This is a genomic window from Streptomyces geranii (genome assembly GCF_002954775.1).
Lineage (GTDB): Bacteria > Actinomycetota > Actinomycetes > Streptomycetales > Streptomycetaceae > Streptomyces > Streptomyces geranii.
In genome coordinates this window covers 36,506-53,942 of the sequence record NZ_PJME01000016.1, presented here as the reverse complement: position 1 = coordinate 53,942, position 17,437 = coordinate 36,506, and the positions used below count along the sequence as shown (strand labels likewise).

At 70.5% G+C, this 17,437-nt stretch carries 14 protein-coding genes and 1 pseudogene; 6 read left to right on the top strand and 9 right to left on the bottom strand.

What is annotated here, in order from left to right; all coding sequences use genetic code 11:
* Positions 1-45: 45 nt before the first annotated feature.
* Positions 46-723: a nitroreductase gene (locus tag CW359_RS22045; protein ID WP_105971802.1), complete on the bottom strand. Its 678-nt coding sequence runs from the start codon at positions 721-723 to the stop codon at positions 46-48.
* A 123-nt stretch (positions 724-846) separates the two neighbouring features.
* Between CW359_RS22045 and CW359_RS22040 the strand changes: the two genes are divergently transcribed.
* The gene (locus tag CW359_RS22040; protein WP_105971801.1) at positions 847-1,497 is read left to right on the top strand and encodes an FMN-dependent NADH-azoreductase; all 651 of its coding nucleotides are present in this window, start codon (positions 847-849) and stop codon (positions 1,495-1,497) included.
* Here CW359_RS22040 and CW359_RS22035 read toward each other — a convergent pair.
* The gene (locus CW359_RS22035) at positions 1,494-1,985 is read right to left on the bottom strand and encodes a MarR family winged helix-turn-helix transcriptional regulator (RefSeq protein WP_105971800.1); all 492 of its coding nucleotides are present in this window, start codon (positions 1,983-1,985) and stop codon (positions 1,494-1,496) included. The two genes, CW359_RS22040 and CW359_RS22035, sit on opposite strands and share 4 nt — an antisense overlap.
* 61 nt (positions 1,986-2,046) lie before the next feature.
* Between CW359_RS22035 and CW359_RS22030 the strand changes: the two are divergent.
* Positions 2,047-3,993 (top strand): annotated as a pseudogene (locus tag CW359_RS22030) (glycoside hydrolase family 3 protein); the annotation flags it as partial.
* Between the two features lie 2 nt (positions 3,994-3,995).
* On the opposite strand, the gene CW359_RS22025 reads toward CW359_RS22030, so the two are convergent.
* From CW359_RS22025 to CW359_RS22010, 4 genes are all read right to left on the bottom strand, one after another.
* On the bottom strand, positions 3,996-4,586 hold the full coding sequence (locus tag CW359_RS22025; protein ID WP_105971798.1) for a hypothetical protein: 591 nt from the start codon (positions 4,584-4,586) through the stop codon (positions 3,996-3,998).
* Between the two features lie 71 nt (positions 4,587-4,657).
* Entirely contained in the window at positions 4,658-5,818 is a 1,161-nt protein-coding gene (locus CW359_RS22020; protein WP_105971797.1) for an alkaline phosphatase PhoX, read from the bottom strand.
* 163 nt (positions 5,819-5,981) lie between these two features.
* Positions 5,982-7,517: a sensor histidine kinase gene (locus CW359_RS22015; protein ID WP_105971796.1), complete on the bottom strand. Its 1,536-nt coding sequence runs from the start codon at positions 7,515-7,517 to the stop codon at positions 5,982-5,984.
* Entirely contained in the window at positions 7,514-8,437 is a 924-nt protein-coding gene (locus CW359_RS22010; protein WP_105971795.1) for a response regulator transcription factor, read from the bottom strand. Before CW359_RS22010 ends, CW359_RS22015 begins: the two co-directional genes overlap by 4 nt.
* 203 nt (positions 8,438-8,640) lie before the next feature.
* Between CW359_RS22010 and CW359_RS22005 the strand changes: the two genes are divergently transcribed.
* From CW359_RS22005 to CW359_RS21990, 4 genes are all read left to right on the top strand, one after another.
* Positions 8,641-9,252 (top strand): carbonic anhydrase, encoded by a 612-nt coding sequence (locus CW359_RS22005; protein WP_105971794.1) that lies wholly within the window; start codon positions 8,641-8,643, stop codon positions 9,250-9,252.
* Complete coding sequence (locus CW359_RS22000; protein ID WP_105971793.1) at positions 9,249-10,964, top strand: SulP family inorganic anion transporter; 1,716 nt, start codon at positions 9,249-9,251, stop codon at positions 10,962-10,964. The genes CW359_RS22005 and CW359_RS22000 overlap by 4 nt, the downstream gene beginning before the upstream one ends.
* Before the next feature lie 131 nt (positions 10,965-11,095).
* Positions 11,096-11,926 carry an SAM-dependent methyltransferase gene (locus CW359_RS21995; protein WP_105971792.1) on the top strand — a complete coding sequence of 277 codons (831 nt, stop codon included), beginning with the start codon at positions 11,096-11,098 and terminating at the stop codon, positions 11,924-11,926.
* Between the two features lie 126 nt (positions 11,927-12,052).
* Positions 12,053-12,979, top strand: coding sequence for an oxidoreductase (locus CW359_RS21990; protein WP_105971791.1), 927 nt, complete (start codon positions 12,053-12,055; stop codon positions 12,977-12,979).
* A 27-nt stretch (positions 12,980-13,006) separates the two neighbouring features.
* Here CW359_RS21990 and nirD read toward each other — a convergent pair whose 3' ends face one another.
* Genes nirD through CW359_RS21975 form a run of 3 tightly spaced genes read right to left on the bottom strand, consistent with a single transcriptional unit; the run spans position 13,007 to position 17,270 of the window.
* Positions 13,007-13,369, bottom strand: a complete 363-nt coding sequence (gene nirD / locus CW359_RS21985) for a nitrite reductase small subunit NirD (RefSeq protein ID WP_105971790.1) — start codon at positions 13,367-13,369, stop codon at positions 13,007-13,009.
* On the bottom strand, positions 13,366-15,990 hold the full coding sequence (gene nirB, locus CW359_RS21980) for a nitrite reductase large subunit NirB (RefSeq protein ID WP_105971789.1): 2,625 nt from the start codon (positions 15,988-15,990) through the stop codon (positions 13,366-13,368). Before nirB ends, nirD begins: the two co-directional genes overlap by 4 nt.
* Positions 15,990-17,270 carry an NAD(P)/FAD-dependent oxidoreductase gene (locus CW359_RS21975; protein ID WP_105971788.1) on the bottom strand — a complete coding sequence of 427 codons (1,281 nt, stop codon included), beginning with the start codon at positions 17,268-17,270 and terminating at the stop codon, positions 15,990-15,992. The genes nirB and CW359_RS21975 overlap by 1 nt, the downstream gene beginning before the upstream one ends.
* Positions 17,271-17,437 lie beyond the last annotated feature (167 nt).

Genomic DNA, 17,437 nt, shown 5'->3' with positions numbered 1-17,437 from the left:
AAGGAATCTTCACTTGGAGAACGAATGCAATCAATGTGATACAGGTCACTCTAGATCGTCGACGAACGTGACCGTCTCGGTCAGCGGTGCCCGGCCCGTGCGCGGGGCGGGGGGTGTCGTGGTGGTGTCCTCGAAACCGATCGACATCCCGCAGAAGAGCAGCAGCTCCGCCGGCGGTGACACGACCTCCGCGACCGTCCGGTGGTACTTCGCCCACGCCATCTGCGTACAGCTGTGCAGCCCTTCGGCGCGCAGCAGCAGCATCACCGTCTGCAGGTACATGCCGACGTCCGACCACTGGGCCGGGCCCAGGTCGCGGTCGATGTAGCAGAACAGGGCGGCGGGGGCGCCGAAGCAGTCCCAGTTCGCGGAGGCGGCCCGCTGGCGTGCCTCCAGGTCCTCGCGCGGGATGCCGAGGGCGCCGTAACGCTGCTCGCCGAAGGCCGAACGGCGGTCGTGGTACGGGGACTTGAGGGCGGGCGGGTACTGCTCGTACTCCGGCTCGTCCCAGGGGTCGCCCGCGGCCACCCGCTCCCCGGCGCGCTTCTTCAGCTCGGCCAGCGGTCCGCCCGTAAGGACGTAGGCGTTCCACGGCTGGAGGTTCGACGCGGAGGGCGCCCACGCGGCGGCGGACAGCGTGCGCTCCAGTGACTCTCTCGGGACCTGCCGGTCGGTGAATCCGCGTACCGCTCGTCGGCTGGTGACCGCCTCGTAGACGTCCAAGGTCGTCCTGCCTCACCTTTGCTCGATGCCCTTAATTCGATTGCAGTCGCGACGGTATCATTCGATACTTTCTCGTGTTTAACTATGGGTGAGAACAAGTCACTTGAGCACCTGGAGAAAGCCATGACCACGCTGCTGCACATCGACTCGTCCGTGCTCCCGGGCGCGGCGTCCTCGTCCCGTTCGGTCGGGGCGGCCTTCCGGGAGGCCTGGGAGGAGCAGCACCCCGGGGGCACGGTGATCTACCGCGACCTCGCGGCCGACCCGGTCCCGCACATCGACGCCGACGCCTGGACCGCGGGTCTGGTCGCCCCGGCCGAGCGCACCCCGGCGCAGTCCGCCGCGTTCGCCCTGCGCGAGAGGCTCATCGAGGAGCTGGAGCAGGCGGACGCCGTCCTGATCGGCGCCCCCATGTACAACTTCTCGATCCCGTCGACCCTCAAGGCATGGCTGGACGGCGTGTACCTGGTCGGCCGCACGGTCGGCGAGAACCCGTCCGCCCACGGCACCCCGGCCGTCGTCGTGGCCAGCCGCGGCGGCTCCTACGCGCCGGGCACCCCGCGCGAGGACTTCGAGTTCGTGCGGAACTACCTGGAGGCCGTCTTCGCGAAGAGCCTCGGCCTGGACCTCGACTTCATCGTCCCGGAACTCACCCTGGCGCCCCGGGTCCCCACCATGTCCGACCTGATCCCGCTGTACGAGGCCTCCCGCGAGCGCGCCTTCGAGGAGGCGGCGAGGAAGGCCAAGGAGGTCGCGGAACGGATCGCCGTCTAGACCTCGCTGTCCGAGGGGTGCGCGAACCGGGTCAGGAGATCCGCCAGTTGTTCGGCCTCACCGGCGCCCAGGCCGGCGACCAGCCCCTCGGCCAGCGGCTCCGCCGCCACATGTGCCGCGTCGAACAGCTCGACGCCCTGTGGCGTGATCTCGACCGCCCGCACTCGCCGGTCCCCGGGGACGGACTTCCGTACGGCCAGCCCCTTGCGCTCCAGGTCGTCCACGACCCGCATGATCCCCGCCTTGTCCGACCCGGTCGCCGCCACCAGGTCGCGCTGCGCCGTGGGGCCGCGGTCGACCAGCACGATCAGTACGGCGAAGTGGCGCAGCTCGATGCCGAGCGGCCGGAGCGCCTCCTCCATCACCGACGCCGCCCGCCAGTGCGCCCGGCGCAGCAGCAGGCCGAGCGCGAAGGGGGAGGCGTCGCCGGGGCGGTCGGTCACCCGGGAGGGGGAGGGGGCGGTTCCGTGGGGAGCGGCGGCGTTCATGCGGTCACATTACCGGCATTGGCTCATTCGAGACGGTCTCGTTTGAAATGAAATGACGGGCGGAAGGATGGGAACTCCCACGGTTTCACGGACCCCACCTAGGAGTACCGACGTGAGACGACACCACTTCGCAGCCCTGCTCCTCCTTGCCACCGCCCTGGTCGGTACGGCCGTCCCGGCCTCCTCCGCCACCACCACCGCCCCTGCCGGGACGCGGCCGTATCTCGACCAGAGGCTGCCCGTGAAGCAACGGGTCGCCGATCTCCTGGCCCGGATGACCCTCGCGGAGAAGGTCGGCCAGATGACCCAGGCCGAGCGGGGGTCGGTCGACAACGACCAGGGCCGGATCACGAACCTCGCCCTGGGCTCGCTGCTGTCCGGCGGCGGCTCGGCGCCCTCCCCCAACACCCCCGAGGCGTGGGCGGACATGGTCGACGGCTATCAGTCGCACGCGCTCGCGACCCGGCTGCGCATCCCGATCCTGTACGGCGTCGACTCCGTGCACGGCCACGGCAACCTGGTCGGCGCCACGGTCTTCCCGCACAACATCGGCATGGGCGCCACCCGCGACCCGGCGCTGGTCCGCCGGGCGGCGCACATCACCGCCACCGAGACCCGGGCCACCGGCCCCCAGTGGGTCTTCGCGCCCTGTGTCTGCGTCACCCGCGACGAACGCTGGGGCCGCAGCTACGAGAGCTTCGGCGAGGACCCGCGACTCGTCTCCCGGATGACCACCGCCGTGGAGGGTCTGCAAGGTGGCAACACCAGGGATCTCGCTCGCAACGACCGTGTCCTGGCCACCGTCAAGCACTTCGCCGGTGACGGCGACACCGTCTACGGCACCTCGACCACCGGCGACTACATCATCGACCGCGGCATCACGAGGACCAGCCACAAGCGCTTCGCCGAGATCGACCTCGCCCCCTACGTCACCGCGGTCCAGGTGCACGACGTCGGCAGCGTCATGCCCTCGTACTCCTCGGTCCAGTGGACCGACGTGCCCGGCAGCGAGCCGATCAGGATGAGCGCGCACAAGGAGCTGCTCACCGACGTCCTGAAGCAGAAGATCGGCTTCGACGGCTTCCTCATCAGCGACTGGGACGCCATCGGCGAGATCCCCGGCGACTTCGCCACCCAGGTCCGCACCTCCGTCAACGCGGGCATGGACATGTTCATGCAGCCGTACAACGCGCCCCAGTTCATCCAGACCCTGACCGCCGAGGTGCAGGCCGGACGCGTCGAGCTGTCGCGGATCGACGACGCGGTCTCCCGCATCCTCAAGGCCAAGTTCGAACTCGGCCTGTTCGAGCGCCCCTACACCGACCGCACCAACATCGGCACCATCGGCTCGGCCGCCCACCGCGCCGTGGCCCGTCGCGCGGTCGCCGAGTCGCAGGTGCTGCTGAAGAACGACCACAAGACCCTGCCGCTCAAGCCCTCGCAGCGCCTGTACGTCGCCGGCGTCAACGCCGACGACCTCGGCAACCAGGCCGGCGGCTGGACCGTCACCTGGCAGGGCCAGTCCGGCAACACCGCCTTCCCCGGTACGACCATCCTCCAGGGCATCCGGAAGAACGCGAGGAACGTCACGTACAGCTCGGACGCCAGTGCCGCCACCGCCGGGTACGACGTCGGCGTCGTCGTCATCGGCGAGACCCCGTACGCCGAGGGTGTCGGAGACGTCGGCGTCGGCGGCCACACGCTGAACCTCTCCGCCGCCGACAAGGCGAACATCGACCGCGTCTGCTCCGCGATCAGGACCTGCGTCGTCCTCGACGTGGCCGGCCGCACCCAGATCGTCACCGACCAACTCCCCAGGACGGACGCCTTCGTGATGTCCTGGCTCCCCGGCAGCGAGGGCGACGGAGTCGCGGACGTCCTCTTCGGCAAACGCCCCTTCTCCGGCAAACTCCCGGTCAGCTGGCCCCGCGGCGAGGCCCAGGAACCGATCAACGTCGGCGACCGGGACTACGACCCGCTCTTCCCCTACGGGTACGGCCTGACGACCCCTTAGCTGTAGCGCATCGGGCACCCGCGTCTGAGTGAGTGCTGTGCCGCACGCAGGTACACCGCCACATAGAAGGACGCGTCCAGATCCTCGCTCCACGGGCCCGGCGCGGCGGCGGACAGTTTCTCCGCCGCGCCGTCCAGGAACCAGGTCGTCAGGTCCAGGTTGTCGCACATCTCCGGGACCTCGGCCAGCGGCAGCGCGACGACCGCCGCCAGCTTCTGGGCGATCGCCAGTACCTGCGGGGCGCCCGCTATCACCGTCGACTCGGAGTACGACGATTCGACCGGCAGCTCGATCTCCTTGTCCAGGGGCATCGGGACCAGGACCGACCAGCCGCAGAGCAGTTCCGTCTCCGTGTCCGAGAGGTGCGAGTTGCACAGCGCGAGGAAGCTGTCCATGGACGGGACCATCTTCTCCTCGAAGGACTGTCCCGACCCGCGTACGAACTCCGCCGCCACAGGCACGGACTCGTACGGCGGCAGCCGACGCCGGACCAGCTCCGCGTTCAGCCCCGCGGCGATCTCCGCGAACCTCCCCTCGCCCTCACCGAACCATTCCTCCGCACCGACGTCGACCAGGTAAATGCCCATGCCCGCAACGTACTGCGCACCACTGACAACGCCGGTGCGCAGTACGAAACGTATGAACGTACGACTTTCGGCTACGCCCGGAACGGCCCCGTCACCTCATAAGTGATCCCGCCCGAGGAGCTGCCACTCGTACCCCGCTGGCTGGAGAAGTACAGCCTGCTGCCGTTCGGCGAGAACGCCGGACCCGTGATCTCCGAGCCCGACTGCCCGTCGATGCGCAGGAACGGGGCGATCACGTCGTCCGGCGTGATCACGCAGATCTCCATGTTGCCGCCGTCCTCCGCCACGAACAGGTCGCCCGAAGCCGTACCGGTGATGTTGTCGACGCCGGTCAGCGGGGCCGTGCCCGAGGTGACGAGGGAGTCGTCGTACGCCAACTCGTAGGTGTTGGTCAGGAGGTTGAGCTGCCAGACCCGGTTGTCCCCCTTCGTCGTGAACCAGACCTTGTCGTCGGCGTAGTGGCAACCCTCGCCGCCGTTGAAGGACTTGGAGCCGGAGACCTGGGTGCGGGTGGTCGTCGGGGAGCCGTCCGGGTCGGGGATCGTCGTCCAGGAGTACGAGCCCGAGGTCGCCGTTCCGGCCACCAGGACCTGGAGGGTGCCCGCCGACAGATTGCCCCAAGTCGTGGGCACGAAGCGGTAGAAGCGGCCGTTCGTCTCGTCCTCCGTGAGGTAGACGACCTTGCGCACCGGGTCCGCTGCCGCAGCCTCGTGCTTGAAGCGGCCCATCGCCGGACGCTGCGTCGCCGCGTTGACGCCCCAGGGGTCGGTCTCGTAGACGTACCCCAGGGACACCTCCTCGCAGGACAGCCAGGTGTTCCAAGGGGTGCGCCCGCCCGCGCAGTTCTGCCGGGTGCCGGACAGGATGCGGTACGCGGAGGTGACTGCGCCCGTCGAGGAGAACTTCACCGCGCTCGCGCCGCCCGACGGGTTGATCTCCGAGTTGGAGACATAGATCCAGCCGGTGCCGTCGGTGTAACAGGCCCCGCCGTCAGGGGCGTTGTGCCAGGTGTACGAGGTCCCGCTGACCGTCTGGCCCGAGCGGGCGATGACCCGGCTGGTGAAACCGGCGGGAAGTCTGATGCCGTTGGCGTCGGGCGCGGCGAGCGCTCCGTACGGGCCGGTGCCCGGCTGGGCGGGGGCCGCGTGGGCGGCGCCGCGCCACAAAGTGCCGCCGAAGACGGCCGCCGAACCGCCGATGACGGCGGCGCGCAGCAGGGTACGGCGTTCCACGTGTGCGTTGACTCGTGCGTCCACTCTCGCTCCAAGGGGGGTGGCGTGACGTGCCGTGACGTCAGGGACCCTAGGGCGGCGGGGTGTAATTGTCATGTACGCGTGGTGTCGCGCCGGCGGTCGTACGAGGTGTCCTGGCCGCCGGTTGTTCGCCTTGCTCGCCTCAGGCGCGCAGCACGGGCGTCTCCCGGCGCAGCAGGCCCGTCCCGGTCCCCGTCCGGCCGCCGAACGACTGTCCCTGTACGGCGTGTTGGGCCGACGGCAGCCGAACCACCGCGTCCAGCCCGCCCGTTGCCGCCGCCCGCAGACTCGCCTCCCCGCCGCTCGCCAGCGCGAGCCGCTGTACGAGGGCCAGGCCCAGGCCCGTACCGCCCTTGGGGGCGCCGGGCGCACGCCAGAAACGGTCGAAGGCCCGCCCGCGCTGCTCCGCCGTCATCCCGGGACCCTCGTCGGTGATGTGCAGGTCGATCCAAGTGGCCCGGGGGTCGCGGTGGTTGAGGTGGCTCAACTGGCTCAGGTGGGGACGGCGAGGGTGGGCCGGAGCGGCCGAGCGGAGTTCCATGGCCACCGTGCTGTTCGCGGGCGAGACCCGCAGGGCGTTCGACAGCAGGTTGTCGATGATCTGTTCCACCGCTCCCGGCAGCGCCAGGGCCGGTCCCACCGGTCCCGTGCCGCCCGTGAACAGGACCAGGGACACGCCCTGCCGCTCGAACAGCGGGGCCCAGGTCCCGTGCCGTTCCGCGCAGATGCCGGCCAGGTCGACCGGACCGGGCGGCGCCGCGTCCTCCTCCAGGCGGGCCATCGCGAGCAGCCCCTCGACCATCCGGGCCAGCCGGTCCGTCTCCGTCATCGCGGCGGTGAGGCTGCCCCGGGCGTGCTGGGCGATGTCCGGCTCCAGGTTCTCCAGACGGAGCCGCAGCGCGGCCAGCGGAGTCTTCAGCTGGTGCGAGGCCTCGCCCGCGAACGCCCGCTGCGAGGCGAGGAGATGGGCGAGCCGGGCGGCCGTACGGTTGAACGCGGCTGCCAGACTGCGTACTTCGGGCGGACCCGAGGTCACCGCGACCGGCGTCGCCGCCACACCGTCCGCCAACTCGTGCGTGGCCCGCTCCAGTTCACGGATCGGCCGCCCCGCCCAGCGTGCGCACGCGAACGCCACGACGGCCACGGCCGCCAGCACCGCGAGCCCGACGGCGGCCAGCAGCAGCCACACCTGGTGGACCCGGGACTGCACCATCTCCGTGGGCAGCGTGATCCGTACCGCGCCCTTCACTTCGCCGGTCCCGTGCCCGACCGGCGACGCCACCGACAGATACTGCACCCCGCCGATCGTGGACGTACGGACATGGGTGGTCGCCGTACCGTCGAGCGCGGCCGTCACCTCCGGGCGCGAGACCAGCTCCTGCTGCTCCGCGCCCGTCAACTGGTGCGAGGTGGCGATCAGTCGGCCGCGCGCGTCGACGATGAACACCTGGCCGCCGATCCGCCGGGCGCAGTGCGCGGCCCGCGCCGCCAGCTCGTCCGGGCGCCCGGAGGCCAGGGACAGCGCGGCGTACGCCGCCACCGACTCGGCCTCCTCGTTGGCGGAGTTGACGATCCGCTCCCGCTCGGCCCGTGAGTAGACGAAGCCCAGCGGGATCTCCAGACCGAGCAGGACGAGGGCGGCCAGACTGAGGTAACTCAGCAGCAGACGACGGGTCATGAGGCGGCTGCCCTGGGCGCTCCGGGGGTGCGCACGGCGAGTCGGAAACCGACCCCGCGCAACGTCTGGATCCACGCCGGGTCGCCCAACTTCCGCCGCAGGGTGGCCACATGGACGTCCAGTGTCTTGGTCGGCCCCTGGTAGTGGGTGTCCCAGACCCGGGTGAGGATCTGGCTCCGGGAGTACACGGCCCCCGGGTCCTCGGAGAGCAGCGCCAGCAGCTCGAACTCCTTGGGTGTCAGGGCGACATGGACATCGCCGACCCACACCTGACGGGTACGGCGGTCGACGACCAGGGGACCGGGGCCGGGACCGGGAGCGGGGCCCGGGCCGGGCGCCGCCGGTTCGGGCGGGCCGGGCGCGGGCTGCCAGTGGGCGGTCTGCGGGGGTGCGGTCTGCGGAGGCGCGGTCGGCGGAGGCGCGGTCTGCGAGGGGTACGAGTCGAAGGATTCGTACGCCTCGTAGGAGGTAGGCGGGGGAGTCGGTGCGGGCGGCGCCGGAGGCACGTGGGCGGGAACCTCGTACGCGGCGGTCGGCTCCTGGGTCGTCCCGTACTGCTCCGGACGTCGTACCCGCCGGGTCACCGCCCTTATCCGGGCCACCAGTTCCCGCAGGCTGAAAGGTTTCGCCAGGTAGTCGTCCGCACCCAGTTCCAGGCCCAGGACACGGTCGGCCTCGTCGCCACGCGCGCTGAGGATGATGATCGGGACCTCGGAGGTCCGGCGGATGCCCCGGCAGACGTCGATGCCGTCCATGTCCGGCAGACCCAGGTCGAGCAGGACGACGTCGCCGTGCGGTCCTCGCAGGCCCTCGGCACCGGTGGCGACGTGCACGACCGTCAGCCCGAAGTTGCGCAGGCCCTCGGCCAGCGGTTCGGCGATCGTCTCGTCGTCCTCGATGAGCAGCACCCGTACGCCCATACGCCCTGTCTCACTTCCATGGTGTGCATGAATTCCTGACGCCGCCACGTTACAAGACGCAAGAATGCCGCGATGACCCGGTGGGGAAATCTGGCCTGGATTTAGTGTTGCTCTAACCTTCCGCTGGCCGTCCCCTGGGTGGTGCTCCTCTAGCGTTTGTGGTGGCAGGAGTAATCCCACGTCAAGCGGTATCTGGAGGGCTCATGAAGGCATTGCTGGACCGCGCCAGGTCGTTCAAGCGGCAGGTGGATTTCGAGAGCGGTGAATACCGGAAACTGGCACAGGGGCAATGTCCGGAGGTATTGTTCATAACCTGCTCGGACTCGCGGGTGATACCCGCCCTGATCACCGGAGCAAGGCCCGGCGAGATATTCGAGCTGCGGAATGCGGGCAATATCGTCCCGCCGCACAGCGCGTTCGGGGCCGCCTCCGGTGAGGCGGCCACCATCGAGTACGCACTGGAGGTGCTCGGCGTTCAGCATCTCGTCGTCTGCGGCCACTCCCACTGCGGCGCGATGGGCGCCCTGAAGTCCGGCGACGACCTGTCCGCGCTGCCCGGCGTGGACGCCTGGCTGGAGCTGGCCCGCCCGGAACTGGCCCCCGTACTCGGCGATTCCTCCGACCACCCGGCGACCCTGCCCGAGGTGGCGCAGCGCAACGTCGTCAACCAGCTGGCCGTACTGAGCGGCTACCCGGTGGTGCGGCAGCGGCTCGACTCGGGCCGACTGTGGCTGCACGGCTGGTACTACGAGGTCGACACCGGCCGGGTGTACGAGCTGGACGAGGACGAACGCTTCCGGGTGCACGCGGCATGAGCGGGCAGCACGCACGGCACGCCCAGGGCACACGTACGCGCCCGCCCGCGCCGACTCCGGCCACCCCGCTGCGGAAGCCCACTTCGGACGCGGGCCGGGCCAAGGGCGGCGCCGGACGCACCGACCTCGCCACCGAGATCACCGCCTCCCTCGTCGTCTTCCTGGTGGCGCTGCCGCTCTGTATCGGCGTCGCGGTCGCGTCCGGGGTGCCCGCCGAACTCGGCATCATCTCCGGGGTCATCGGCGGGCTGGTGGTCGGGGCGGCCCGGGGCAGCACCCTCCAGGTCAGCGGCCCCGCCGCCGGACTCGCCGCACTGGTCGCCGAGACAGTGCTGGAGTTCGGCGTCGCCTCGCTCGGTGTGATCGTGCTCGGGTCGGGGATCCTGCAGATCGTCCTCGGCCTGGTACGGCTCGGCCGGATGTTCCAGGCCATCTCGCTCGCCGTCGTCCAGGGCATGCTGGCCGGCATCGGACTCCCCCTGATCTTCGGCCAGTTGTACCCGATGTCCGACTCGAAGGCCCCCGGTACCCCGCTGGAGAACATCGCGGGCGTACCCGGCCTGCTCGCCGACACCCTCGCCGACCGGCAGGCGATGACGGCAGCCCTGCTCGGCGTCGTCACCGTCGTTCTCAGCTTCCAGTGGAAGAAGCTGCCGGGCCCGGTGAAGAAGGTCCCGGCCGCGCTGGTCGCCGTGGGCATCGGGATCGGGGTCGCCGCGCTGCCCGGCGTGGACGTGAAGACGCTCCAGGTGGGCAACCTGCTGGCGTCCGTGGACGTGCCGGGACCAGGGCAGTTGGCGGGACTGGCCGACGTAGGGATCCTGACCGCGATCGTCACCTTCACCGTGATCGCCTCGGCCGAGAGCCTGTTCACGGCGGCGGCCGTCGACCGGATGCACAGCGGCCCGCGCACCCGTTACAACGCCGAACTCGTCGCACAGGGCGCCGGAAACACGGTCGCCGGGCTGCTCGGCGCGCTGCCCATCACGGCGGTGGTGGCGCGCAGTTCGGCCAACGTGCAGGCGGGCGCGAAGACCCGTATCTCCCGTACGCTGCACGGCCTTTGGCTGCTCGCCTTCGCGCTGCTGCTGCCGCAGGTGCTCGCGCTGATCCCGATCTCGGTGCTCGCGGGCGTCCTCGTGCACAGCGGCTGGAAGCTGTTCGCGCCCGAGGAGTTCCCGAAGATGTGGCGCCAGGACCGGGGCGAGTTCGCGGTGATGACGGTGACGACGCTGGTCATCGTGGCGACCGCGCTGCTGGAGGGCGTCCTCATCGGACTGGCCGCCGGGGTCGTCCTGGCCGCCCTGCGCATGTCCCGCACGGTCATCCGCCAGGACATCGAAGGCGATGTCGAGACCGCCCAGGTCGTCATGGCGGGCAACGCGACCTTCCTGCGGCTCCCGCAGGTCATCGAGGCACTGGAGGCAGCCGCCGAGTCCGGCAAGCCCCGCATCCGTCTCGACCTGACCGGCGTGACCCACCTGGACCACGCCTGCCGCAGCCAGGTCGAGGAATTCGCCGCGCAGCAGCGGGGGTCGGGGACGCGGGTGGACCTGCTGATGCCGGGTGGGCCCACCGAGAAACCGACCGAGAAACCCATCGAGGAAGCGATCGAGGGGAAGCTGATGCCGCCGGTACCCGGCCCCGACGCCGAGTGGTTCTACCTGGACACGGGACCGGTCCCGGACAGGTACGCACCGCTCGTGCACTGAGCAACCGGACACACAGGATGGCCAGAACCCTACGGTGAGTGAGTGCGGATCTTCATAACTCCCGGGCGGAGCCGCTGAGTTGACCTACGTTGGTCCCTGATGATCAGCAGCGGAACACAGGAGGCCCCGCCGTGTTAGACGACGACACCACCACCCCCTCGACAGGTACCGGCGCCCGCCCCCGGATCCGTATCGACACCACCAAGCCGCACTCGGCCCGCTTCTGGAACTACTTCGTGGGCGGCAAGGACAACTACGAGGTGGACCGGGAGATCGGGGACCACATCAAGGAGATCTTCCCGGGTCTCGTGGACGTGGCCGTCACCAGCCGGCACTTCCTGGGCCGCGCGGTCCGTTATCTCGCCGACGAGCAGGGCATACGCCAGTTCCTGGACGTCGGCACCGGCCTGCCGACCGCCGACAACACCCACGAGGTCGCGCAGCGCGCCGCCCCGGACGCCAGGATCGTGTACGTCGACAACGACCCCATCGTGCTGGCCCACGCGGACGCCCTGCTGGCGAGCACCCCCGAGGGCCGCACGGTCTATCTGAACGCCGACCTCTACGCCCCCGAGGCCATCCTGGAGGCGGCGGCAGGCACCCTGGACCTCACCAAGCCGGTCGCCCTGATGATCCTCAACACCCTTGGTCACGTGGCCGATTACGACCAGGCACGCGACCTGGTGGGCCGGCTGATGGCGGGCCTGCCGTCGGGCAGCCACCTGGTGATCAGCGACAGCACCGCCACCAGCGAGGGCATGATCGCCGCCTCGGAGGCGTACAACGCGAGCGGCGCCGTGCCGTACTACGTGCGAAGCATCGGCGAGATCGCGGGCTTCTTCGACGGCCTCGACCTCGCGGACCCGGGCGTGGTCCAGGTACCCGAGTGGCGCCCGGGCCCCGGACCGACCGACCCCGCCCCGGCCGTCGACGCCTACTGCGGAGTGGGCCGCAAGCCCTGACGGACGACGGCGGGACGGGAGACTTGCCGTACGCGGAACTGGCCATCGGGGGCCCGTCCGGCGCAGTCTGGGAGGCGAACCGGAACCACAGGACCGGTCGGACCCGCCAATGGAGGTAACCCGGACATGTCGGGCTGGAGCGCGCAGGACATCCCCGACCAGAGTGGCCGTACGGCCGTGGTCACCGGGGCCAACAGCGGTCTCGGGTACGTCACCGCGCGGGAGTTGGCGCGCAAGGGGGCCCGGGTCGTGCTCGCGTGCCGGAGCGAGGCGCGCGGGGACGAGGCGGTCGGGCGGCTTCTCGCCGAAGTGCCGGACGCCATCGCCGAGTTCTGGCGGCTGGACCTCGGAGACCTGGGCTCCGTACGGGAGTTCGCGACCGTGCTGCCGTACGAGCGGATCGATCTGCTCGTCAACAACGCGGGCGTGATGGCGCTGCCCTACGGGACGACGGCGGACGGGTTCGAGACGCAGTTCGGGGTCAACCACCTCGGGCACTTCGCGCTCACCGGGCTGCTCTTCCCGGCGCTGTCCGGTACGCCCGGCGCCCGGATCGTGAACCTCTCCAGCGGCACCCACGCGTTCGCCAACATCGACATCGACGACCTCAACAGTGAGCGCGACTACCGGCGTTGGATCGCCTACGGGCGTTCCAAGACGGCCAACCTGCTCTTCACGCACGAGCTGGCGCGCAGGTTGGCCGCGGTCGGTTCCGGGGTCGTGGCCGCCGCCGCGCATCCCGGGTACGCGGCGACCAACCTGCAGACCGCCGCGCCGAAGATCCAGGGCCGCAGGGGCGCCGAGCGGTTCATGGAGATCGGCAACCGCTACTTCGCCCAGTCCGCCGACGCGGGCGCCCTGCCCTCGCTGTACGCGGCCACCGCGCCCGGCGTACTGCCCGACGCGTTCATCGGCCCCAGGTTCCTGGGCTGGCGCGGCGCCCCCGCCAAGTCCTGGCGGGCCTCCTGGACGCTCAACGACCGCGCGGGGGAACGGCTTTGGGCCGCCTCCGAGCAGCTGACCGGGGTGTCGTACGAGGGCTTGAAGGCCTGAGCCGTAGGCCCTGGACCGTAGGCCGTGTCAGGCGGCGGTGCGGACCTCGTACACCGTCACCGCCACCGTCTCGTCGTCCAGGCAGCGGCCCGACTCCAGGTCGAAGCGCTGCTTGAGGAGCGGCGAGGCGACGTACGGGCGGCCCTGGTGGGTGCCGGTGAGGCCTCGGGAGAGGACCGCCGCGCCGCCGAACGGGTCGCGGTTGTCGATGGCGTACAGGGTGCCCGCGCGGTCGCGGAAGATGGCCGCCTGGCGGCCGTCCGGCAGCAGGGCCGCCACGCCGCGGCCCGGGAGCAGGACGCTCAGGTCGCAGACGGTGAACCAGTCGTCGAGGCTGTCGCTCAGGCGGAGTTGGATCTTCAGGTCGGTGGTCTCGGGTGCGAGGGTCATCGCTGGGCGGATCCTTCCAGGACGTCTTCGGCCGGGCGCAGGCCGATGGACAGCAGCGGCAGGTCGGGCTTGATCTGGTCGCGCTCGGGGACGAAGCCGACGACCGGGTCAGGGGTGTCCGGCGCGTTCACGAAGGACACGAACCGGGCCAGCTTCTCGGGGTCGTTGATGGTGTCGGCCCACTCGTCGCGGTAGTGCGCGACATGCGAGGTCATCAGCGACTCCAGCTCCTCGCAGATGCCGAGCGAGTCCTCGACGACCACGTCGCGTACGTGCTCCAGGCCGCCCGGGATGCGCTCCAGCCAGGTCGACGTGCGCTCCAGCCGGTCCGCCGTACGGATGTAGAACATCAGGAACCGGTCGATCAGCTTGATGAGTTCGGCGTCGTTCAGGTCCTGGGCCAGCAGGTCCGCGTGACGTGGGGTGGCGCCGCCGTTGCCGCCGACGTACAGGTTCCAGCCGCCCGAGGTGGCGATGATGCCGAAGTCCTTGGACTGGGCCTCGGCGCACTCGCGGGCGCAGCCCGACACCGCCGACTTGAGCTTGTGCGGCGACCTGAGCCCCCGGTAGCGCAGCTCCAGGTCGATCGCCATGCGGACGGAGTCCTGGACGCCGTAACGGCACCAGGTCTGGCCGACGCAGGACTTGACCGTACGCAGGGACTTGCCGTAGGCGTGGCCGGACTCGAAGCCGGCGTCCACCAACCTCGTCCAGATCAGCGGGAGTTGCTCGACCCGCGCGCCGAACATGTCGATCCGCTGACCGCCGGTGATCTTCGTGTAGAGGCCGAAGTCGCGGGCGATCTCGCCGATGACGATCAGGCCCTCGGGGGTGATCTCACCGCCGGGGATGCGCGGGACGACCGAGTACGAGCCGTTCTTCTGGAGGTTGGCGAGGAAGTGGTCGTTGGTCTCCTGGAGAGCAGCCTGCTCGCCGTCGAGGACGTGGACGCTCGCGCCGATGGTCGGGGCGAGGGAGGCGATGATCGACGCGACGGCCGGCTTGCAGATGTCGCAGCCGTCACCGCCCTTGGCGCTGTCGCGGCCGTAGCGGTCGAGCAGGTCCTGGTAGGTGTTGACGCGCAGGGCGAGGACGATCTCGTACAGCTCCTCGCGGGTCTGCGAGAAGCAGCCGCACAGGCCCTTGTCGACGACGACACCGCTCGCCTCCAGCTCGGCGGTGACGAGCTGACCCAGCACCTTGACGCAACTCCCGCACGTCGTACCGGCCTTGGTGCACTTCTTGACCTCGGGCACGGTGGTGCAGTTGTGCTCGGTGACCGCGCCCCGGATCGTGCCCTTGCGGACGTTGTTGCAGGAGCAGATGATCGCGTCGTCCGGCAGCGCGGACGGGCCGAGCTGGACGGACTCCCCGGCACCGGCGGGCAGTACGAGCGACTCGGGGGAGACGGGCGGGACCGAGCCGGTGAACGCCTTCAGCGTGCCGTAGGCCTCCGCGTCGCCGACCAGGATGCCGCCGAGCAGGGTGCCGTCGCGGCCGATGACGAGCTTCTTGTACAGGCCCGAGCGGGAGTCGGAGTAGACGACGTCGAGGCAGTCGGCGGTGGCGCCGTGCGCGTCGCCGAAGGAGGCGACGTCCACGCCGAGGAGCTTCAGCTTGGTGGAGAGATCGGCGCCGGTGAAGGAGAGTTGCTCGGCCTCGTCGGCGGCGATGGTCGCGGCGGCCGTCTCGGCCTGCTCGTAACCGGGGGCGACCAGGCCGTACACCCGGCCGTCGGAGGCCAGCGCGCACTCGCCGATGGCGAAGACGTGTGGGTCGTTGACCGTACGGCACTGGTCGTCGACCGCGATGCCACCGCGCTCGCCGACGGACAGGCCGCAGTCGCGGGCGAGTTGGTCCCTCGGCCGGACACCGGCGCTGAACACGACCAGCTCGGTGGCGAGTTCGGAACCGTCGGACAGCTTCATCCCGGTGACCGCGCCGTCCGCGTCGACGACGATCTCCTGCGTGCCCACACCGGTGTGGACGGCAAGTCCCATCTCCTGGATGGTCCGCAGCAGCGCCGCACCGCCCCCGTCGTCGACCTGCACCGGCATCAGGCGCGGCGCGAACTCCACGATGTGGGAGGTGAGTCCGAGCCCCTTGAGCGCACCGGCCGCCTCAAGCCCGAGCAGCCCGCCACCGACCACGGCACCTGTCGTCCGGGTGCTGGCGTACTCCTCGATCGCGAGGAGATCCTCGATGGTCCGGTAGACGAAGCAGCCCTTGGCGTCCTTGTTGGGGACCGGCGGGACGAAGGGGTAGGAGCCGGTGGCGAGGACGAGGATGTCGTAGTCGACGACCATGCCCGAGCGGGCGGTCACGCGCTTCGCCTCGCGGTCGATGGTCTCCGCCGGGTCGCCGACGTACAGCTCGATGCCCTCCTTCTCGATGAACGCCATGTCGGTCATCGAGAGGTCCTCGGGCGTCTTGCCGGAGAAGTACGAGGTCAGCGCCACGCGGTCGTAGGCCGGGCGCGGTTCCTCGCACAGTACGACCACGCGGTGCGCGGCGGTCAGACCACGGTCGGCGAGGGCTTCGAGGAAGCGCTGGCCGACCATGCCGTGGCCGACGAGGACGATCGTGGGGGTGGCCTCCGTGGCCTCCGGAGTGGCGGTCATCAGGAGCCTCCATCGTTGGTGAGCAGGTGGAGCAACGGGCCGCCGTCGGTGGGGAGCGGCTCTGCTCCCTCCCAGGCGCGCGCGAGGGCGCCGACGGTGCCGAGTTCGCCGACGAGCACCCCGCCGACCAGCCGGTCGTCACGGACGACGACCTTGCGGTAGGTGCCCCGGGTGGCGTCGGCGAGCTGGATGACGTCGTCGCCGGGGCGGGGGGTGGTCTCGCCGAACGCGGCGAGGTCGAAGGGGTTGCCGGTACCGCCGACACCGTTGTTGTCGGCGGTGAAGTCGGTGAGGGTGAGCCGGGTGAGGGCGCGGGTGCCGGTGTAACGGACCCCGGAGTCACCGCCGTTGTTGCCGTTGTCGGCGTCGGCGATCAACTCGGCCAGGACTTCGGCCTGTTCGAGGGCGGGGGTGGCGAGACCGTAGACCGTCCCCTGGTGCTGGGCGCAGTCCCCGAGGGCCCGGATGTGCGGGTCGGAGGTGCGCAGTTCGTCGTCGACGATGATGCCCTTGTGCACGGCGAGCCCGGCGTCGCGCGCGAGCCCGACCCTGGGGTGGACCCCGCAGGCCAGGACGACGAGGTCGGCGTCGAGGGCGTAGTGGTCGGCCAGTTCGACGGACCGCACCCTGCCGCCCACGCAGCGCACGTCCCGTACCCGGCACTCGGTGTGCACCTCCACGCCCAGCTCCTTGAGGTGGCGCAGCACCAACTCCGATGCGCCCGGGTCCAGCTGACGTTCCATCAGCCGCTCGGCCTGCTGGGCGAGGACGACCTGCGCGCCGCGTACGGCGAGGGCGCGGGCGGCGGAGACACCGAGGAGCCCGCCGCCGATGACGACGGCCCGGGCTCCTGGACGTACGTCCTTGGACAGCCCAAGACAGTCGTCCATCGTCCTGAACGCGTGGACACCGGAAGGGAGTTCGTGGTCGGGGGTGAACAGTCCACGCAGGGGCGGGAGTACGGGATTGGACCCGGTCGCGAGCACGAGCGTGTCGTATGCGATCGAGGACCCGTCGGAGCAGTGCACGGTCCGGTCGGCGCGGTCGATGTGCTCCGCCCGGGCCCGGACCAGCCGGTCCGGCGTCGGCAGGGCGATCACCTCGGGGGCGTACCGCCCGGCGAGGACCTCGGCGAGCAGCACCCTGTTGTACGGGCGGTGCTCCTCCTCGCCGACGAGCACGACGTCCGAGGCGGACATCCCCAGCTCGCCGAGCCGCCGGGCGAGCCGGACGCCCGCGAGCCCGGCGCCGATCACCACCACACGCGCATTCGAGGTCATGTACGGCAGCGTGCGTTGCCGGTGTTACCCGACCGCATCACGTCTGTTTCCCGGGAGGCACGCTTCCCTCAGCGGGGGCGGGGGAGGGGTGTGAGGGTTCGGCGGGCGGGCGGAGGGTGCCTGTGAGGTGCGTGAACCCTACAGCCGGGAGGCATCCCGCGTCCTGG

What these genes read in the sequence shown, in the direction of transcription:
- CW359_RS22040 (WP_105971801.1), top strand. Translation starts at nt 847, where the DNA reads ATGACCACGCTGCTGCACATCGACTCGTCCGTGCTCCCGGGCGCGGCG.
- CW359_RS22035 (WP_105971800.1), bottom strand. Translation starts at nt 1,985, where the DNA reads ATGAACGCCGCCGCTCCCCACGGAACCGCCCCCTCCCCCTCCCGGGTG.
- CW359_RS22025 (WP_105971798.1), bottom strand. Translation starts at nt 4,586, where the DNA reads ATGGGCATTTACCTGGTCGACGTCGGTGCGGAGGAATGGTTCGGTGAG.
- CW359_RS22015 (WP_105971796.1), bottom strand. Translation starts at nt 7,517, where the DNA reads ATGACCCGTCGTCTGCTGCTGAGTTACCTCAGTCTGGCCGCCCTCGTC.
- CW359_RS22010 (WP_105971795.1), bottom strand. Translation starts at nt 8,437, where the DNA reads ATGGGCGTACGGGTGCTGCTCATCGAGGACGACGAGACGATCGCCGAA.
- CW359_RS22005 (WP_105971794.1), top strand. Translation starts at nt 8,641, where the DNA reads ATGAAGGCATTGCTGGACCGCGCCAGGTCGTTCAAGCGGCAGGTGGAT.
- CW359_RS22000 (WP_105971793.1), top strand. Translation starts at nt 9,249, where the DNA reads ATGAGCGGGCAGCACGCACGGCACGCCCAGGGCACACGTACGCGCCCG.
- CW359_RS21990 (WP_105971791.1), top strand. Translation starts at nt 12,053, where the DNA reads ATGTCGGGCTGGAGCGCGCAGGACATCCCCGACCAGAGTGGCCGTACG.
- nirD (WP_105971790.1), bottom strand. Translation starts at nt 13,369, where the DNA reads ATGACCCTCGCACCCGAGACCACCGACCTGAAGATCCAACTCCGCCTG.
- nirB (WP_105971789.1), bottom strand. Translation starts at nt 15,990, where the DNA reads ATGACCGCCACTCCGGAGGCCACGGAGGCCACCCCCACGATCGTCCTC.
- CW359_RS21975 (WP_105971788.1), bottom strand. Translation starts at nt 17,270, where the DNA reads ATGACCTCGAATGCGCGTGTGGTGGTGATCGGCGCCGGGCTCGCGGGC.